The organism is Chromohalobacter sp. 296-RDG (assembly GCF_029889885.1).
In the GTDB taxonomy this organism is placed as follows: Bacteria; Pseudomonadota; Gammaproteobacteria; order Pseudomonadales; family Halomonadaceae; genus Chromohalobacter.
In genome coordinates, this window is sequence record NZ_JARANY010000022.1 from 1 (window position 1) to 17,410 (window position 17,410).

Below are 17,410 nucleotides of genomic sequence, written 5' to 3' on the forward strand. Positions count from 1 at the left end.
GCATAGCCCGGTGCCGGCGCCCACGTCACTGGCCAGCGAGGTGATGACGCCGGCGTTACGGGTGGCGAGGCGATCGAAAAGCCCGCTGCCCAGAAACAGGTTGGACGTCGGTGAGAAGGCGATATTGGCACCGGCATCGGCAAGCCGCGTGTGCTCGTCCTCGGAGAGATGGATGCCGTGCGCGTAGGTGCTGCGCGGACCGACCAACCCGTAGCGTTCGTAGACGGCGAGATAGTCCCGACATTCGGGGAACAGCTCGGCGACCCAGGCGAGCTCGCCCCGATTTTCCGAGAGATGGCTCTGTAGATACAGACTTGGGTCGTTGCGCAGTACGCCACCCACGGCATCGAGCTGTTCGCGACTCGATGTCGGTGCGAAACGCGGCGTCAGCGAATATGCCAGACGATCCTTGCCGTGCCAGTCGGCGATGAGCCGTTCGCTATCGCGGATGCCGCCGGTCGCGGTGTCGGTGAGCGCCTCCGGGGCGTGACGATCCATCAGCACCTTGCCCGCCAGCAGGCGCAGCCGCCGTTGCTGGGCGGCACTGAAGATGCTATCTACCGAGCCAGGGTGAGAGGTGCAGAAGACTTGGGCGGTGGTGGTGCCGCCACGCAGCATCTCGTCGAGGAAGCGCTCGGCGACGTCTGCGGCATGGGCGCGTTCGGCGAAACGGCATTCGGCGGGGAAGGTGTAGTCGTTGAGCCAGTCGAGCAATTCACGGCCGAACGAGGCGATGATATCGAGTTGCGAATAGTGCACGTGGCTGTCGATGAATCCCGGCATGATCAGCTTGCCGCGGTAGTCGACGAACTCGATCTTTTCGGGCAGATGCGCGGCGAGGGCGGAAAAGTCGTCGACCGCGCGAATGCGGCCATCTTCTACCCACACGGCGCCGTCCTCCCAATAGCGCAGGCTATCGGCTTGCGGGGTGGGCGCTTCGCCGGGATCGGCGTCGAAGGTCAGCACGGCGCCGCGTAGTAGTCGGGAGTGAGGCATGGAAACGCTCTTGTAAACAGGAAATGACGAAAACGGTTCTGCTGTCGACCTTAGAGGTGCACACCTTGGCCGGTCGTCTGGTGCCAGGTAGTGGGCGTTACTCCGTGTTGTGACGCGTGGGACTCGGCCGGAGCGAAGGTCAGTAATTCGGCGGCGATGGCCAACGCGATCTCGTAGGGGCGCTTGCCGCCCGCGCCGGGGATGCCGATCGGGCAGCGTACCCGCGCCAGCGCGGTCGTGTCGTGCCCGGCATCGCGCAGAAGATGCTGGAAACTCGCCCACTTGCTTTGCGAGCCGATCAAGCCGATGGAGGTCACGTCGGCATGACTGAGCAGGGCGTCGATGAGGCGGCGGTCCTGGGCGTGATCGTGGGTCATGACGAGCGCATGGACACCGTGCGGTAGGCTTTCCAGGGCCGTCTCGATGGCGTTCTCGTCGAGGCGATGGCAATCGACGCATGGCGAGGGCGAAAGTGCTGCGAAGGCGTCGGCACGACTGTCGAACCAGTGTATTCGCCAGGCAAGCGGTGTCAGCAAGGGCACGAGCGCCTGGGCGACGTGGCCGGCACCGAATATGGCGATGTGCTGCTCGGCGCCCGCGAAACACTCGAACAGCAGGCTGACATGCCCACCGCAACATTGTCCGCTGCGGCCGCCCAGGGGGAAGGCTTCGAGACGTGGTGTGGTCGTCTGCTCGCCACGTTCGCTGGCGGCGAGCATGTCGCGCGCGCAGGCGATGGCCTGGTACTCGAAACGCCCGCCGCCAAGCGTGTCGTGGCTGGTCTCGGCAGTCACCACCATCTTGGCACCGGGCTCGCGCGGCGTGGAGCCTTCGGCGCCGACCACGCTGATCAACACATGGGGCGCGGCATCGGCCTGCAGGCGGTGCAGGGCGCTGTGCCAGTTCTCGGCGCTCATCGTGGCGTCTCCGCTGGTGTCTTCGTTTCAGGGGCCTGGCGCAGGGCCTGAGCCGCGAAGAGCACGCGCTCCGGCGTGGCCGGCGTATCCAAAGCGGGGCTCACGCGATAATCGGCGAGGCTCGATAATGCGTCGCGTAGCGCCGACCATACCGAGATCGCCAGCATGAAGGGCGGCTCGCCCACCGCCTTGGATCGGTACAAACTGGCCTGTGAATTGGGGTGCCCCTCGAGCAGCGAGACGCGAAAGTCGGGCGGGGTATCGCCGATGGTGGGAATCTTGTAGGTCGCCGGCCCATCGCTCAGCAAGCGACCGGTGGCGTCCCACTTTAGCTCCTCGCTGGTTAGCCAGCCCATGCCTTGAATGAAACCGCCTTCGACCTGGCCCGTGTCGATCGCCGGATTCAGCGAGTCGCCGACGTCGTGCAGGATATCCACGCGGGTGACGCGATATTCGCCGCTCAGGGTATCGACGACGACCTCCGACACCGCCGCGCCATGCGCGTAATAGTAGAAGGGGCGGCCTTGGCCGGTGGCGCGATCGTAATGAATCAACGGCGTGGCGTAGAACCCTGTCGCCGAGAGCGACACGCGTCCCAGGTAAGCGGCCTGGATGAGTTCCCCCCAGGCGATGCGGCGCTCGTTCTCGCCGTGGCCGGCAACGAGCTCACCGTCTTCCAGACGCATGTTATCTCGGACGGAGGGCGGTTCTGGAAGCTGGTCTGTAAAGAAATGCTCGGCGGCGAAATCGAAAAGCCGTTCGCGCACCTGGATGGCCGCGTTGCGGGCCGCCATGCCGTTGAGATCGGCGCCGCTCGACGCCGCGGTCGGCGAGGTGTTGGGCACTTTGTCGGTGCGTGTAGCGGAAATACGTACGGTGCTGTTATCGAGTCCCAGCTCGCGGGCCACGACTTGGCCGACCTTGGTGTGCAATCCCTGTCCCATCTCGGTGCCGCCGTGATTGATCATCACGCTGCCATCGGTATAGATGTGCAAAAGCGCGCCGGCCTGATTGAGGTGCTTGGCGGTGAACGAAATACCGAATTTCACCGGTGTCAGCGCCAACCCCTTCTTGAGGACTGAACTTTGGGCATTGTAGGCGCGGATGGCATCGCGACGTGCCCAGTAGTCGCTGTCGGTTTCGAGTCGTGAAACGATCTCGTGCAGCAGCGCAGTCTGCTCGACGTGTTGTCCGTAATGGGTGACGTCTCGGCCGGGGCGATAAAGGTTGCGCTTGCGGATCGTCAGCGGGTCTTCGCCCAGGTGTCGTGCGATATCGTCCATGGCGCGCTCGACGATCATCATGCCTTGGGGGCCGCCGAAGCCTCGAAAAGCGGTATTGGATGGATTGTGCGTCCGCGCGGGAATTCCGGTCACTCGGGCGTCACCCAGGGAGTAGGCGTTGTCGGCATGGAACATGGCGCGGTCGACGATGGCTTCGGACAAGTCCGGCGAGTGGCCGCAATCGCCGATGGTCGTGATCTCGCCTCCCAGCAATATGCCCTGGGTGTCGACTCCCAACCGATAGCGGTTATGAAAGGGATGTCGCTTGCCGGTGGCGCGCATGTCGTCGCCACGCGGCAGGCGCAGGCGAATGGCGCGACCGGTGCGGCGGGCCAGCAGCGCGGCCAGGCACGCCCACGGCGCGGCCTGGGTTTCCTTGCCGCCGAAGCCGCCGCCCATGCGACGCACTTCGACGGTCACGGCATGAAACGCTACACCCAGCACTTCGGCAATGAGTTTCTGCACTTCACTGGGATGCTGGCTGGAGGTATGCACAATGACGCCATCGTCTTCGTTGGGCAGTGCCAGACAGGCTTGCCCCTCGAGGTAGAAATGCTCCTGCCCGCCGACGAACTGCTCGGCCTCGAGCACGTGAGCGGCATCGGAAAGTGCCTGTTGCCAGTCACCGCTTTGCTGGACATGCGGGGGGCGGACCCATTCCTCGGCCTCGGCGGCGGCAACGGCGTCGAGCTGCGCGGGCTGAGCATCGATCTCGATCTCGGCAAGTGCTACGGCGCGGCGGGCAGCCTTGAAATCGGTGGCGGCCACCGCAAACAGTGGCTGCCCGACATAGCGCACCTCGTCATCGGCAAGTAGCGGGTCACCCGGAAACACGGGGCCGACATCGGTCTTTCTGGGGATATCGACGACGGTGATGATATCGATGACTCCGGGGGCACGGCGTACCGCGTCGAGATCCAGCCGTGTAAGCCTGCCGCGTGCGGTTGGGCTCAGCCCCACCGCGACATGTAGCGCATTCGCCGGTGCGGCCTGATCGTCGAGATATCGCGCACGGCCGGTGACATGCAACGTGGCGCTGTCATGCGCGGGGGCATGGCGGGCGTCCGTCTGTGCTGCGGGACGACCGGGTGTTTCTGGTCCGGCCGGCGGGCGTGAGAGATCAGTGAGCGTACGCATCGAGGCAGACCTCCTGGTCGGCGTCGTGGTCGATCGTCAGGCGCAGGCGTTCGAGTAAATTGGCAGCCGCGAGTCGTCGGTAGGCGGCGGAACCACGCACGTCGTCGAGCGGATTGAAGTCGCGCGCGAGGGCTTGGCGAGCCGCATCGAATGTCGTCACTTCGGGAGGGTGTCCCTCCAGGGCGGCTTCGGTGGCGTGGGCGCGCCGTGGTGTGGCATCCATGCCACCGAAGGCCAGGTGAACATCGTGCAGACAGCCATTTTCCTGGCGCCAGGCAAAGGTGCCGAGCACTGCCGATATATCGTCCTCACGGCGCTTGGAGAGTTTCCAGACCTCGAGATGCTGGTCGCTTTCGGGGCGCGGCAGAAAGATGGCGCGGATGAATTCGCCGGGTGCGAGCGCGGTGCGCTTATAGTCGAGAAAGAAGGCTTCCAGAGGCATTTTGCGGGCGCCATCGGGACCTTCCAGGGCCAAGTGGGCATCGAGCGCGAGCAATACCGGTGGTGTATCGCCGATGGGTGAAGCATTGGCGATGTTGCCGCCCAGAGTGCCGCGATTGCGGATCTGCGCGGAGCCCAGGCGCCGTAAAAGCCGAGCGAACGCGGGGTAAACCTCGTCGAACAGCGGTTCGAGGCGCGCGTAGGTGACGCTGGCGCCGATCCACCAGCCGTCGGGCGTCTCGTCGATTGCTTGCAATTCGGCGACGCGGCTGACGTCGATCAGATTCTCGAAGGCTTCGAGCCGTTGCGTGGCCTCGAGCCACAGGTCGGTGGCCCCGGCGACCAGGCGCGCCTCCGGATATTGACGGCGTAGCGTGTGCAAGGTCTCCAATGTGTTCGGGATGGCATAGCCAGTGGCCTCGAGCGTGTTCTCCAAGGCCGTGACATCGTTGTCGAGCCTTGGGTCATCCGCCCAGGGCGGGCGTACATCGGGTTGATCGGCCATGTGGCGTGCGGCCTTCTGGATGGGGCGGTAGCCCGTGCAACGGCATAGATTGCCGCCCAACGTTGCTTCGAGGCATGCATCGTCAAGCGCGACCGGCGCCTGGCGCTGGCGCTCGTGAAGCGTGAACAGCGACATGACGATGCCCGGGGTGCAGAAACCGCACTGGCTGGCATGGCAATCGACCATGGCTGCCTGGACGGGATGCAAGGCATCGCCGCGCGCGAGCCCTTCGACGGTGACGAGATGTCGGCCCTGCAGTTGGTGGGCCGGGGTGATGCAGGCATTGGTACTGTGATAGTGCAGGCGGCCGTCGCGGTCGGTGTCGCCGATGGCGACGGTGCAGGCGCCGCAGTCGCCCGAGGCGCAGCCTTCCTTGGTGCCGGTTCGCTGCAATTTGTTGCGCAAGAGCTCCAGAATGCTGGTTTCCGGCGCTAGCGATGCGCAGCGTTGCGCTTCGCCATTGAGATAAAACTCGATCATCGGAGTGTCCATCGGGTTGTCGTTGTGATCCGAGGTGCGCACTGCACATGTCGATATGACCATTTGGTCAACTCTGCTAAGCCTTAATCAAAATGCCGCGTATGACAAGTCTCTTTTGCGTTTGTTTGTCGCGCGCCGAGGTGAGCCAGGTCGATCGCTGGACTGCGGCGCCATGGGACGTTGATGTGCGTTGCACTGGTGACGCTCGCTGGGGCAGACTTCCATACCGGCAGACGAAGAGAGCGGCCATGACATCGATGAATTCGTCCGGGTTGGGAACGCGGGCGCGCAACGAAAGCATGATTCTCGAGGCGGCTGAACGCGTGTTCGCGTGCCATGGTTATCGAGGTGCGAGCGTGCAGGCCATCGCCGAAGCGGCTGGGCTGCCTAAATCCAACGTGCTGTATTATGTGGGCAGCAAGCGCAAACTGTACGTGGCGCTGCTCGAGCGTATGATGGCACGCTGGAACGCCATGCTCGACGATATCGGCGAGGACGATGATCCGGGCGAGGTGCTGGAAGGCTTCATCCGTAGCAAGATGCGTCTGACGCGGCAGCATCCCCAAGGTTCTCGGTTGTTTGCTGCCGAGGTGCTTCAGGGTGCGCCTTTTCTGCAGGAATACTTACACGGCGAGCTACGCGAGTGGGTGCGCTCGCGGGCGCGCGTTTTCGAGCGCTGGGCGGAAAAGGGCCTGATGGATCCCGTCGATCCGGTGTGGCTTATCTTCTTGATCTGGTCGGCCACCCAACATTATGCGGATTTCGAGGCTCAGATACTGGGCATTACCGATCAAACGGCGCTTGGGGAAAGCGACTACCGTGCGATCACCGATTTTTTGTGCCACGTCATTCTCAAGGGATGTGGCGTTCGACCACCATCCGACGTTGACAGTGAACGTCACTATCAAGATATCCAGGGTGAGGAGACAACATGAAACTTTGGGGCATCTTGCTCCTGGTCAGCGGCGGCTTGCTCGATGATTCATCGTCGCTGCCAGCGCAGCCCCCCGATACGCCCAGGGCGATCACGGCGCAGATCGCACGCGATCATCTGCAATGGACGTCGGCGACCGATGAGGAGATGTATCTGGCTCAGGCGAGCGTCAGGAAGCTCCTCAAGTATCCCGCTACCGCGGTTTTCCGCGATATCCACGCCGTCGGCCCTCGCGTTGGCGGGCCGTCGAATCGCGTGGTGTGCGGGCAGGTCAATGCACGTTGCGAACGTGGCGATTATCTAGGGTATCGCTTGTTCGTGGCACGCCAAGGTGCGCAGGCCGCGATCATGTCGTCGAGTTTGCATCGCAGTGGATGGGACCCTAACGCCGTGGCGGCAGCCTTGATCGAATGGCAGAAGATGGCATGACCGGTACTGGGATGCATGGGGCTGTGTGCATGATGATGCGTTCAGCCCTATGTAACTCGGTTTCGTACAGGAATCTAACGGTTTTGGAGATGCCATGAAAGAACTACCCGGAGCACTGCTCGGCATCATGGTCGGGCTGGTTGCGTGGTTGGTGGTGGGCAATGTGCTGGCGGGCGTCATTGCCGGTATCGCTGGCGGAATCGGGTGGGATCTATGGCGTCATCGGTAGAGGCATCATGGATGACTGTTTGGCGCTGAAGCGTCATGCGTGTGTAGTCGAGACGGCTTGGCAGAAATGACCAAGCCGTTTAGGGATGATCATTCCACGCTCGGGTCGTCGTCCGCGTCGCCTGCCTTGACCTCGTTGTCGGATGCTTTCATTCGCTGACGCTCGGCTTCGGCATGTTCCATGCTTTGGTAAAGTCCTAGGCTCACGCCCGTGTCGCTATCATAGACTTCATAGCGGACGTCGTTCTCGTCGGGGCCGGCGATTTTCCGTATCTCAATAGCGTCATGCAGCATGTGTTGGACCTCGCTGGAATTGCAGTAACCGAACGTGGGACTCGTCATGCTGACGAGTGTTCCAGGCAAATCATCACCATGATGCTAACACAACGAAAAACCGCCGCTATGGTTGACCCATAAGCGGCGGTTTTTCTTCAATCTTTTGGTCGGAGCGACTGGATTCGAACCAGCGACCTCTGCAACCCCATTGCAGCGCGCTACCAAGCTGCGCCACGCTCCGTTAACGTTCTGCCGGAAGGCTTTCAAGCCGATGCCGCCCGTGGAACGCTGCGTATACTACCTCGGCTTCCGGGAAATGAAAACCCTTGATAGCGCTTTTTTTTCAATTGCTTGCCAGTTCCCGGTAATAATGAATGTCCGACGATGAAGGGGATAAGGCAGTGTGCTGACACGCCATCAACGGAGGTGTATGGAGGCATTGGTTAGACGAAAGATGTAGAATGTGGCCGTTTCATGTGGAGATGTCGCGATGCCTCTTATCGCAGGAATGAGCGTGCTTCTAGGGTGTCAGTTTCTCGGCGAAATCCTGGTGCATGGGCTCCAGCTTCCCGTACCGGGACCAGTCGTGGGTATGGTGGTGTTGTTGGTCGGGCTGATGATCAATGGACGTGTGCCTGCGGGGCTGCGCACGAGTGGTGAAGGGCTGTTGCGTTACTTGACGCTTCTCTTCGTGCCTGCGGGGGTTGGCATCATGGTGCATTTCGATCTTATCAAGGCGGAATTCTGGCCCATCATCGTAACGCTCGTGGTGTCGACCGCCTTGACCTTGGCTGTCACGGCAAAAGTGATGTCGTGGTTGATGCGCTCGGTACCCAAAGACCCGCGTGACGAATGGCGGGAGAAGCGTCCATGAGCATGCCCGTTCCCGTACTCGATCAGCTTTGGGTGTACCTCTCTGCCAGTCCATTATTGCATCTTCTGGTGACGTTTCTGGCCTTCATGGGGGCGAGTTACCTCAATCGTCTTTTAGGGGGGACGCCTTTTCTGCACCCGGTCGTGCTCACCATCGTTCTGATCATTGCCTTTCTGACACTGACGGATACCGATTATGCGACGTACTTCGAGGGTGCTCAGTTCATCCATTTCCTCCTGGGGCCCGCGACCGTTGCCTTGGCGATTCCCTTGTATGACTATCGAGAACGTGTCAGGCGTATGTTGGTGCCGATATTACTTAGCTGCGTCGCGGGAATCGTGACGGCGGTGACGTCAGCGGTGGGGGTCGCGATGCTCATGGGGGCTAGTCGCGAAACCGTGCTGACACTGTCACCCAAGTCGGTGACATCACCCATCGCGATGGGGATCGTCGAGAAACTGGGCGGCATTCCGTCGCTGGCGGCGGGGGTGGTGTTGATAACGGGGTCCCTTGGATGTGCCTTGGGACCTGTCATCTTCCGCCTGGTCAGGGTGCGCGATCCCAGTGTTCAAGGCTTTACCATGGGCTTGGCAGCGCATGGGTTCGGAACGGCCTATTCCTTTTCTTCGATCGGTGCTGCGGCAGGAGCCTTTGCGGGACTAGCGATGGGGCTGACGGGGCTTCTGACGGCCTTCATCCTGCCGCCTTTGGTGCATCTGTTCGGTATTTGATTATTTATACCGTTATCTTGTGAGTTTCATTCAAAGCTAGAAAGCTGAAACCGGTATGGCAACGCTTCATGGAGCGTTGCCATACGTTGATATTACAAAACGTCTTGATCGTTTATGTCATGCGCTGTTCACGCCCATAGAACGCGTAGCAGGGACACGGTGATCAGCGTGATCAGGAGGGTGCCGACAATGTTAAGCAGTAGTCCGGCGCGGATCATCGATTGAATCTTCATATGCCCCGTCGCGAACACGATAGCATTGGGTGGGGTCGCAACCGGCATCATGAAAGCACAGCTTGCGGCAATGGCGGCGGGGACCGTGATCACCAGCGGGTCCATGTCCAACGAGATGGCGAGTGCACCGAGAAGTGGCAGGAAGGCGGCTGCCGTGGCCGTGTTGGAGGTCACTTCGGTGAGGAAGATGATAACCAATACGATGATGCCCACCAGCATCAACAACGGGAACACGCTGAAGATCGAAAGTTGTTGAGCGATCCACTCGGCCAGGCCGGAGCTCTTGATCATCCCTGCTAATGCTAATCCGCCGCCGAAGAGAAGCAGGACACCCCAAGGAAGCTCCTTGGCGCTGTCCCAGTCGAGCAGCGCGCCGCGTGCCTTGTCTCCACTAGGGACGAGAAACAGCCCGATACCGGCGGCCAGAGCAATGGTGGTGTCCGATAGCCAGTCGAGCCCGACCTGATTCAAGAGAGGCCGAAACATCCAGGCGGCAGCCGCCATGAGAAAGATCAGGCCGACGCGGCGCTCAGCGCTGGTCATGGTGCCGAGCGACTCGAGTTCGCGGCGAATCATCTCTCCGCCATCGTCGCTTTGTTGCAAATCGAACCCTTTGTAAGTCAACCACCACCATGTCACGACCATCATCACGATGCTGACCGGCAAACCGATGGTCATCCATTGGGCGAAGCCGATATCGATTCCTTCGCCGGTGAGATATCCCGCGAGCAAGGCGTTGGGTGGGGTGCCGATGAGCGTGGCGACGCCGCCTATGCTGGCGGAATAAGCAATGGCAAGCAGCAGAGCGGTAGCGTAGCGCGAGACTTCACGTGAGTCGCCATCGCCCAGCAAGCTGACGACGGACATGCCAATGGGCAGCATCATGATGCTGGTAGCCGTATTGGAGACCCACATGCTGATGAAGCCGGTGGCAATCATGAACCCCGCGATTTGCTGGCGTGGTTTCTGGCCGACGATGCTTAGGACTTTCAAGGCGATGCGTCGATGCAGGTTCCAGCGCTGCATCGCGATGCCCAGCAAGAAGCCCCCCAGGAAGAGATAGATGATAGGGTCGGCGTAACTGGCTGCCACGGCCTCGAGTTCGTCGATGCCCAGCACCGGCGCGAGCACCATGGGAAGCAACGAGGTCGCGGGGATGGGGATGGCCTCGGTGGACCACCATGTGGCCATCAAAAGTGCAAAGCCGACACATGCCCATGCCGGTGATGACATGCCGGCTGGCGCAGGGATGACCAAGCATAGGATGACCCATAGCGGCCCCAACCAGAGTCCGATTTGCGCGGCGCTGAAGCCGCGGGAGTCCCCAGTAGTCTCGTTCATGAATTGCTTCCCTGAAGGCGGCGAATGATTAATTGGCTCACGATACTCGTTATGCTACTAAGGTATTAAGATTCAGTGGCTTAGCCATTAGTCTAAGCCGTATGCCCGGTCTTGCCGGGATGGCTTGTTGCAACGCGGCAAGCTCGGTAATGTCCGCGCTCGTTGCCGATTAACTAAACGTATTCGATTGAGGTGCGACCATGTCCGTAGTGGTGGGCTGGAGCTTGGTGGTATTGGCGGTGCTGGTCGTCGCTGGTTTGGTGGGCTATGCATGGCGGTTATGGCGAGAAGTGCAGCGCCGTGACACAGCTCGGCGTGAGGAGCTCGATCGGGCTCATCGTAATTGTCTCGAGAGTCTCGAGGCGATCGCGACGGCTATGCTGGGGGATCAGGTCGACTTGGTAGAGGGAGCGCTTCGCTGCAAGGTGCTGCTCGATATCATCGATCCCGCGTTGCTTGAACGCGAGAGCTTCCAGGTTTTTGCCGAGATTTATCGGCGCACAGAGCATTTGCATACGCATTCTTCGCGCCAAGACTTGTCGGCAAAACAGCGCTTTGCGGAGGATCGCGAGCGCATCGCGCTGCAGGAAGAACGCTATACGGCGCTCCATGAGGCGGCGCAGCAAGTTCTGGCATTCAAGCGCGAGTGGCCGACAGGCTTGCAGTGAGCCATGACGTAGGAGAAGAGCATGGGAGATCGGTTTATGTCGCTTGACCCCACGGAAATTCGCCGCAGTTTGCATGCTGAGCCGGAGTTGTCGGGACAAGAAGTCGATACGGCGCGGCGTATCGTCGAATGGCTTGAAGAGGCAGGGGCAACACGTATCGTGACAGGTTTGGGAGGGCATGGCGTAGCGGGTGTTTTCGCCGCTGAATCTCCAGGGCCGCGGGTGATGTTTCGTGCCGAGCTCGACGCGCTTCCTATAGGTGAGACCGCAGAGGTGGCATGGCGATCGAAATGCGAGCACGTGGCGCATAGCTGCGGCCACGATGGTCATATGGCGACATTGCTCGGGCTCGCGCAGCGTTTGTCGAAAAATCCGCCTGAACGTGGCGAAACGGTACTGCTTTTCCAGCCTTCCGAAGAGACGGGGCGAGGCGCGCGGGGCGTCGTCGAGTCGTCACATTTCGAGGAGCTCGCCCCCGATCATGTCTTTGCGCTGCATAACTTGCCAGGTGAGCCGTTAGGTGAAGTGTCAGTACGAGCGGGGGCGTTCACGTGCGCCTCGCGAGGCTTGATCGTGCGTCTCAATGGATTATGCACACATGCGGCACATCCCGAGCAGGGACGTAATCCGGCCTTGGCAATGTGCCGGATCCTGCAGGGATTGAAGCGTCTGCCTCAGCAGTTACCGGACGATCAGGGGCTGGTCATGGTGACGCTGATTCATGCGCGTCTGGGTGAAGTTGCCTTCGGTACGTCGCCGGGGCAGGCCGAGGTGATGGCCACCTTGCGCACCGAAAACGATGCGATGATGCGTGCCCTGGCGGAAGCGGCCGTATCGCTGGCCCGGGTCGAGGCCGAAGAGGACGACCTGGGAATCGAAGTCGATTGGTGCGATGTCTTTCAGGCGACCCACAACCATCCGCGTGCCGTCGAGGCGATACGTGATGAAGCGAATGCCCTGGCGTTACCGCTGCGTGAGTTGTCCGTAGCGCATCGCTGGTCGGAGGACTTTGGATGGCTGGCCGCCCAGGGCGAAGGAGCGTTGTTGACCCTGGGCGGTGGCGAAAAATGCCGTCCTTTGCATCACCCCAGCTATGATTTTCCGGATGCCATGCTGACTCCTGGCATCGATTTGTTCGAACGCTTGGTCAGACGCTACCAGGGGTGTGCCGGATAGTTATACAAGAATGAGACATTATGATCTCATTCTTTCATTCGAGTTTGCATCAATTCCGATAATGCATAATGATGAGGGGGAATTCATCGGGAGAAGCGCTGGTGAAGGGTGGAGCACTGGATAAACGAAAGGCTTTGTGCTTTATTTTTTGATGAGAGAAGGACGAAAAGTCTTTCTCCCACCGGGAACCGCTTCTATACTCGGACCCCGCTGGGTAACGTCCCGCTACGACTAGCGCTGTGTTAAGAAGGAGTCTTACATATGAAAAAATCTACGACTGGCTTGCTGCTCGGTTCCGCGATGATGGTCGGCCTTTCAGGCTGTGCCACTTCGGGTTCTCAGTCCATGTCCCAATCCGATGATCAAGCATGGTACAAGTCACCTTTCGTCTGTGGCCTGGCCGGCGGCTTGATCGGCGGTGGCATTGGCTATGCATCGAGCAGTGATTCGGACGAAGATACCGGTGCTGCACTCGGTGGCGTCGGCGGTGCAACGGCAGGTGCTTTGCTGTGCGCTGATTATTCCGACAAGGTGGTGGACAGCGATGGCGATGGCGTTCCCGATGACCGCGATCAATGCCCCAACACACCGGCTGGCGTTGCGGTAGACGCTCAGGGTTGCCCGCTTGATAGCGATGGCGATGGCGTTCCGGACTACAAGGACGAATGCCCGGGGACACCGTCTGGTGTCGACGTCAACGCTCAGGGCTGCCCGCTGGATAGCGATGGCGATGGCGTTCCGGACTACCAGGACCAGTGCCCCGATACACCGGCAGGTGAAGAAGTCAATGCGCTAGGCTGCCCGGCGGACTTGGTGCTGCATGATGTGAACTTCGAGTTCGACTCCGCCACGCTCACCAGCGATGCGGAAGGCATTCTCGATGGTATTGCCGAGAAGCTGGCTGCCAACGAGAGTGTCAATGTTCGACTGGAAGGCTATACCGATTCCGTCGGTAGCGCTTCCTATAACAAGGATCTCTCTCAGCGTCGTGCCGACTCTGTGAAAGACTACCTGGTCTCGAAGGGCGTCGACGGCGATAACGTCACGACCATGGGTTACGGCGAAGAAGATCCCGTCGCGACCAATGAGACGAAAGAAGGACGTGCTGAAAACCGTCGTGTTGAAATGGGCGAGCAAGAGTAACGATCGCTCGGTTCATGATCGAAGAAAGGGGCGCCTCCGGGCGCCCCTTTTTATTTGTGCTACAGGTGCGACTGGACGATATTTCGCGCGCTTGCTAGTGTGCGCAATTCGCCGTTTCATGCGTTTGTGTTGCCTTTCATCTAAGTCGCAGGCCCGCAGGCGTATGACGCACAAGGGTAAGTAGGCCGATAGCCTCCCCCCATTGCTTTTCATCTTCATCGTTTCATGTGGTCCCTGGTATGGGCCACCACTGAATATAAGGGACCTTGTATGCCCATCGTGACCTTGCCTGATGGCAGTCAGAAAACTTTCGACTCACCCTTGACCGTTATGCAGCTCGCCGAGTCCATCGGCACGGGTCTTGCCAAAGCTTGTGTAGCAGGAAAGATAGATGGCGTTGCTGTCGATACGGCCGACCTGATCGAACGTGATGCCGAGGTCAGTATCCTGACCGCGCGCGATCATGAAGGGGTGGAAATTATCCGCCATTCCTGTGCCCATCTCCTGGGACATGCCGTCAAGCAGCTTTATCCCGACGCTAAAATGGCGATCGGACCGGTCGTGGACGATGGGTTTTATTACGATATCGATTTCGGCCAGTCAATCTCGCCGGACGACCTCGACACGATGGAAAAGCGTATGAAGGCGCTTATCGAGCGTGAATACAATGTCGTTCGTGAGTACGTGACGAAAGAGCAGGCCCTGGCGACCTTCGTTGAACGTGACGAGCCCTACAAGCAGGAAATCGTCGAGGGTATTGCCGATGGTGAGCTCGTTCGCCTCTATCATCATGAAGAATACATCGATATGTGCCGTGGGCCGCATGTTCCGAATACGCGGCACCTGAAAGCTTTCAAGCTTACCAAGCTGGCGGGCGCCTATTGGCGTGGTGATGCTACCAAGCCAATGCTTACGCGCATTTATGGTACGGCTTGGCCGGATAATAAGGCCCTGAAGACCTATCTCCAGCGCTTGGAAGAGGCGGAAAAGCGCGATCACCGTAAGTTGGCACGCAAGCTCGACTTCTTTCACATGCAGGAAGAAGCGCCGGGCATGGTATTCTGGCATCCACGGGGCTGGACGCTCTGGCAGACCGTCGAGCAATACATGCGGCAGGTCTACAAAGACAGCGGGTATCAAGAGATTCGCTGTCCGCAGATCATGGATGTTTCGTTGTGGCAGAAGTCCGGCCACTGGGACAATTACGCCGATAACATGTTCTTCACCGAATCGGAAAAGCGCGAGTATGCGCTCAAGCCGATGAACTGCCCAGGGCATGTGCAAGTCTTCAATTCCGGCCTGCGCAGCTATCGTGAACTGCCGGTGCGTTATGGCGAGTTCGGTGGTTGCCATCGCAACGAGCCCTCGGGTGCCTTGCATGGCATCATGCGTGTCCGTGCCTTTACCCAGGACGACGGCCATGTGTTCTGCACCGAAGCGCAGGTCGAGTCTGAAGTGACAGCCTTCCATCGCCAGGCTTTGGAAGTCTATCGTGATTTCGGCTTCGAAGAGATTGCCGTCAAGATTGCCTTACGTCCCGAGAAACGTCTGGGGAGCGACGAGAACTGGGACCGAGCCGAAGAGGCGTTGCGTAACGCTTTGGGGCGCTGTGACGTGCAATGGGAAGAACTTCCTGGTGAAGGAGCTTTCTACGGACCCAAGATCGAATATCATATGCGTGACTGCCTGGGGCGCGAGTGGCAGGTCGGCACGATGCAGGTCGATTTCATGATGCCTAACCGCTTGGGCGCACAATACGTGGCCGAGGACGGCTCCCGTCAGGTGCCGGTCATGCTGCACCGTGCCATCGTGGGGTCCATGGAGCGTTTCATCGGCATCCTCATCGAGCACTATGCCGGGGCCATGCCATTGTGGCTGTCGCCTCTGCAGGCGGTGGTGCTGAATATAACCGATGCCCAGCGCGATCATGCCGAATCGGTGTCGCTGCGTTTGCAGAAACTCGGTCTGCGTGTCAAGACAGACTTGAGGAATGAGAAGATCGGCTTTAAAATTCGCGAACATACGTTGCAGAAGGTCCCCTATCTCCTTGTGGTTGGGGATAAGGAAGTCGAGGCCGACTCGGTAGCTGTGCGTACGCGCGGCGGCGAAGACCTGGGCAGTATGACGGTGGACGCTTTCATCGACAAGGTGCAGGCCGAGCGGTAATAGCGACATCTTCCAAGGCAAAAGTGGAGACGGAACCATCAAGAGAAGCAACCCCAGAGGGCGCCCACAGGACAAGCGCCCACCAATGAACGAGCGGATTACCGAAGATCAAGTGCGCTTGATCGCCAGCGACGGTGACCAGCTTGGTATCGTGCCGACCAGCGATGCCTTGGAGCGTGCCGAAGCGGAGGGTATGGACCTCGTACAGATCTCCAATGCCGACCCGATCGTTTGCAAGATCATGGATTACGGCAAATTCCTCTTCGAGCAGAAGAAGCAAAAGGCTGCTCAGAAGAAGAAAACCAAGCAGATCCAGGTCAAGGAAGTAAAATTCCGGCCCGGTACTGACGAGGGCGATTATAAGGTGAAGTTGAAAAACCTTATTCGTTTCCTCGAAGCGGGCGACAAAGGTAAGGTCACGCTACGTTTTCGAGGTCGTGAAATGGCGCACCAGGACATCGGCCGCAAGCTGATGGAACGGATTGCGGCTGACCTCGAAGACATGGCGTCTGTCGAGTCCTTCCCCAAGATGGAAGGCCGTCAGATGATCATGATCCTGGCGCCCAAGAAGAAGTGATCCGTTGGCAGTTGAACGGGCAGTCGGTACTGCCGACTGCCGGCCCCGGGTTTTCTGAAGAAACCGAGAGGAGTTTTCCCTCATGCCGAAAATCAAGAGTAACAGTGGCGCTGCGAAGCGCTTCAAGAAGACTGCCCATGGCTTCAAGCACAAGCAGTCCTTCCGCAGTCATATCCTGACCAAGAAGTCGACCAAGCGTAAGCGTCAGCTGCGCGGTATGAAGCAGGTTCATGATGCCGACAAGCAACTGGTTCAACGCATGCTGCCGAACCTCTAAGTACTTGTATTCAAAAGTATAGGTTCTCGATTTTAAACGTCAGGAGTAAGCCATGACTCGTGTCAAGCGTGGTGTCGTCGCTCGTCGTCGGCACAAGAAGATTCTGAAGCAGGCCAAAGGTTATTACGGCGCTCGTTCGCGCGTATTTGGCGTTGCCAAACAGGCGGTTATCAAGGCAGGTCAGTACGCCTATCGTGACCGCCGTCAGCGCAAGCGTCAGTTCCGTGCGCTGTGGATCACGCGTATCAATGCGGCATCTCGTGCCAATGGTCTGTCCTATAGCCGCTTCATTGCCGGTCTGAAGAAGTCCGGCATCGAGATCGACCGTAAGGTGCTGGCCGATCTCGCCGTCCATGAAAAGTCTGCCTTTGCCGCGATCGTCGACAAGGCCAAGGCTGCTCAGTAATGGCCGGGTGAGACGTTCTTAATGAGTGTCTCATCATGCGCATGAAGCCGCAGGGGGAGAGCAGCAGCTCTTCCCCTGTTTTTTTGTCTGGGCCATCACGTCATATCGATGGCCTTTCATGGGCACTTAGGGAAATGCTGAATAAATAGACGAGCGGGATGAAGCGCGAGGCGCATGGAACACAGAACACGA

The 17,410-nt window shown here is 59.5% G+C and carries 18 protein-coding genes and 1 tRNA gene; 12 read left to right on the forward strand and 7 right to left on the reverse strand.

Annotated elements, in window-relative coordinates; all coding sequences use genetic code 11:
• From guaD to xdhA, 4 genes are all read right to left on the reverse strand, one after another.
• Positions 1–996 (reverse strand): guanine deaminase (guaD, locus tag OP495_RS09965; RefSeq protein ID WP_280568878.1); only part of this gene is annotated, 996 nt, incomplete at its 3' end.
• 50 nt (positions 997–1,046) lie between these two features.
• A complete protein-coding gene (xdhC, locus tag OP495_RS09970) occupies positions 1,047–1,913 on the reverse strand; it encodes a xanthine dehydrogenase accessory protein XdhC (protein ID WP_280568881.1) in 867 nt (288 codons plus the stop codon).
• A complete protein-coding gene (gene xdhB / locus OP495_RS09975; protein ID WP_280568884.1) occupies positions 1,910–4,333 on the reverse strand; it encodes a xanthine dehydrogenase molybdopterin binding subunit in 2,424 nt (807 codons plus the stop codon). The genes xdhC and xdhB overlap by 4 nt, the downstream gene beginning before the upstream one ends.
• On the reverse strand, positions 4,317–5,759 hold the full coding sequence (gene xdhA / locus OP495_RS09980; protein ID WP_280568887.1) for a xanthine dehydrogenase small subunit: 1,443 nt from the start codon (positions 5,757–5,759) through the stop codon (positions 4,317–4,319). The genes xdhB and xdhA overlap by 17 nt, the downstream gene beginning before the upstream one ends.
• 248 nt (positions 5,760–6,007) lie before the next feature.
• Here xdhA and OP495_RS09985 point away from each other — a divergent pair, with 248 nt between their 5' ends.
• The 3 genes from OP495_RS09985 to OP495_RS09995 all read left to right on the forward strand — a co-directional run bounded on the left by OP495_RS09985 (position 6,008) and on the right by OP495_RS09995 (position 7,351).
• The gene (locus OP495_RS09985) at positions 6,008–6,694 is read left to right on the forward strand and encodes a TetR/AcrR family transcriptional regulator (protein WP_280563823.1); all 687 of its coding nucleotides are present in this window, start codon (positions 6,008–6,010) and stop codon (positions 6,692–6,694) included.
• Positions 6,691–7,122 carry a hypothetical protein gene (locus tag OP495_RS09990; RefSeq protein ID WP_280563824.1) on the forward strand — a complete coding sequence of 144 codons (432 nt, stop codon included), beginning with the start codon at positions 6,691–6,693 and terminating at the stop codon, positions 7,120–7,122. The genes OP495_RS09985 and OP495_RS09990 overlap by 4 nt, the downstream gene beginning before the upstream one ends.
• A gap of 94 nt (positions 7,123–7,216) precedes the next feature.
• On the forward strand, positions 7,217–7,351 hold the full coding sequence (locus OP495_RS09995; RefSeq protein WP_280563825.1) for a hypothetical protein: 135 nt from the start codon (positions 7,217–7,219) through the stop codon (positions 7,349–7,351).
• Positions 7,352–7,440: 89 nt separating this feature from the next.
• Here OP495_RS09995 and OP495_RS10000 read toward each other — a convergent pair whose 3' ends face one another.
• Together OP495_RS10000 and OP495_RS10005 are read right to left on the reverse strand one after the other, a co-directional pair.
• Entirely contained in the window at positions 7,441–7,692 is a 252-nt protein-coding gene (locus OP495_RS10000; RefSeq protein WP_280563826.1) for a hypothetical protein, read from the reverse strand.
• A gap of 98 nt (positions 7,693–7,790) precedes the next feature.
• Positions 7,791–7,867 (reverse strand) — tRNA-Pro (locus OP495_RS10005).
• 249 nt (positions 7,868–8,116) lie between these two features.
• Here OP495_RS10005 and OP495_RS10010 point away from each other — a divergent pair.
• Both OP495_RS10010 and OP495_RS10015 read left to right on the forward strand, forming a co-directional pair.
• On the forward strand, positions 8,117–8,500 hold the full coding sequence (locus tag OP495_RS10010) for a CidA/LrgA family protein (protein WP_280568889.1): 384 nt from the start codon (positions 8,117–8,119) through the stop codon (positions 8,498–8,500).
• Positions 8,501–8,502: 2 nt separating this feature from the next.
• On the forward strand, positions 8,503–9,231 hold the full coding sequence (locus OP495_RS10015; protein WP_280568929.1) for an LrgB family protein: 729 nt from the start codon (positions 8,503–8,505) through the stop codon (positions 9,229–9,231).
• A 128-nt stretch (positions 9,232–9,359) separates the two neighbouring features.
• Here the strand turns inward: OP495_RS10015 and OP495_RS10020 are convergent, their stop codons facing one another.
• The gene (locus OP495_RS10020) at positions 9,360–10,805 is read right to left on the reverse strand and encodes a DASS family sodium-coupled anion symporter (protein ID WP_280568892.1); all 1,446 of its coding nucleotides are present in this window, start codon (positions 10,803–10,805) and stop codon (positions 9,360–9,362) included.
• 200 nt (positions 10,806–11,005) lie between these two features.
• Between OP495_RS10020 and OP495_RS10025 the strand changes: the two genes are divergently transcribed.
• From OP495_RS10025 to rplT, 7 genes are all read left to right on the forward strand, one after another.
• Positions 11,006–11,473 carry a DUF2489 domain-containing protein gene (locus tag OP495_RS10025; RefSeq protein WP_280565207.1) on the forward strand — a complete coding sequence of 156 codons (468 nt, stop codon included), beginning with the start codon at positions 11,006–11,008 and terminating at the stop codon, positions 11,471–11,473.
• Positions 11,474–11,494: 21 nt separating this feature from the next.
• On the forward strand, positions 11,495–12,649 hold the full coding sequence (locus OP495_RS10030; protein WP_280568895.1) for an amidohydrolase: 1,155 nt from the start codon (positions 11,495–11,497) through the stop codon (positions 12,647–12,649).
• Positions 12,650–12,910: 261 nt separating this feature from the next.
• Complete coding sequence (locus OP495_RS10035; protein WP_280568897.1) at positions 12,911–13,792, forward strand: OmpA family protein; 882 nt, start codon at positions 12,911–12,913, stop codon at positions 13,790–13,792.
• A 270-nt stretch (positions 13,793–14,062) separates the two neighbouring features.
• Entirely contained in the window at positions 14,063–15,958 is a 1,896-nt protein-coding gene (gene thrS, locus OP495_RS10040; protein WP_280568900.1) for a threonine--tRNA ligase, read from the forward strand.
• 37 nt (positions 15,959–15,995) lie between these two features.
• Positions 15,996–16,535, forward strand: coding sequence for a translation initiation factor IF-3 (infC, locus tag OP495_RS10045; protein ID WP_280563859.1), 540 nt, complete (start codon positions 15,996–15,998; stop codon positions 16,533–16,535).
• An 82-nt stretch (positions 16,536–16,617) separates the two neighbouring features.
• Positions 16,618–16,812 (forward strand): 50S ribosomal protein L35, encoded by a 195-nt coding sequence (gene rpmI, locus OP495_RS10050; protein WP_280563834.1) that lies wholly within the window; start codon positions 16,618–16,620, stop codon positions 16,810–16,812.
• 52 nt (positions 16,813–16,864) lie between these two features.
• A complete protein-coding gene (gene rplT, locus OP495_RS10055) occupies positions 16,865–17,218 on the forward strand; it encodes a 50S ribosomal protein L20 (protein ID WP_280563835.1) in 354 nt (117 codons plus the stop codon).
• Positions 17,219–17,410: the final 192 nt, after the last annotated feature.

Bases quoted from the DNA above. Each gene is read 5' to 3' on its own strand.
- thrS (WP_280568900.1), top strand. From the start codon at position 14,063: ATGCCCATCGTGACCTTGCCTGATGGCAGTCAGAAAACTTTCGACTCA.
- OP495_RS09995 (WP_280563825.1), top strand. From the start codon at position 7,217: ATGAAAGAACTACCCGGAGCACTGCTCGGCATCATGGTCGGGCTGGTT.
- xdhC (WP_280568881.1), bottom strand. From the start codon at position 1,913: ATGAGCGCCGAGAACTGGCACAGCGCCCTGCACCGCCTGCAGGCCGAT.
- rplT (WP_280563835.1), top strand. From the start codon at position 16,865: ATGACTCGTGTCAAGCGTGGTGTCGTCGCTCGTCGTCGGCACAAGAAG.
- OP495_RS10010 (WP_280568889.1), top strand. From the start codon at position 8,117: ATGCCTCTTATCGCAGGAATGAGCGTGCTTCTAGGGTGTCAGTTTCTC.
- OP495_RS10030 (WP_280568895.1), top strand. From the start codon at position 11,495: ATGGGAGATCGGTTTATGTCGCTTGACCCCACGGAAATTCGCCGCAGT.
- OP495_RS09985 (WP_280563823.1), top strand. From the start codon at position 6,008: ATGACATCGATGAATTCGTCCGGGTTGGGAACGCGGGCGCGCAACGAA.
- xdhB (WP_280568884.1), bottom strand. From the start codon at position 4,333: ATGCGTACGCTCACTGATCTCTCACGCCCGCCGGCCGGACCAGAAACA.
- OP495_RS09990 (WP_280563824.1), top strand. From the start codon at position 6,691: ATGAAACTTTGGGGCATCTTGCTCCTGGTCAGCGGCGGCTTGCTCGAT.
- rpmI (WP_280563834.1), top strand. From the start codon at position 16,618: ATGCCGAAAATCAAGAGTAACAGTGGCGCTGCGAAGCGCTTCAAGAAG.
- OP495_RS10020 (WP_280568892.1), bottom strand. From the start codon at position 10,805: ATGAACGAGACTACTGGGGACTCCCGCGGCTTCAGCGCCGCGCAAATC.
- OP495_RS10025 (WP_280565207.1), top strand. From the start codon at position 11,006: ATGTCCGTAGTGGTGGGCTGGAGCTTGGTGGTATTGGCGGTGCTGGTC.
- OP495_RS10000 (WP_280563826.1), bottom strand. From the start codon at position 7,692: ATGACGAGTCCCACGTTCGGTTACTGCAATTCCAGCGAGGTCCAACAC.
- OP495_RS10015 (WP_280568929.1), top strand. From the start codon at position 8,503: ATGCCCGTTCCCGTACTCGATCAGCTTTGGGTGTACCTCTCTGCCAGT.
- xdhA (WP_280568887.1), bottom strand. From the start codon at position 5,759: ATGATCGAGTTTTATCTCAATGGCGAAGCGCAACGCTGCGCATCGCTA.
- OP495_RS10035 (WP_280568897.1), top strand. From the start codon at position 12,911: ATGAAAAAATCTACGACTGGCTTGCTGCTCGGTTCCGCGATGATGGTC.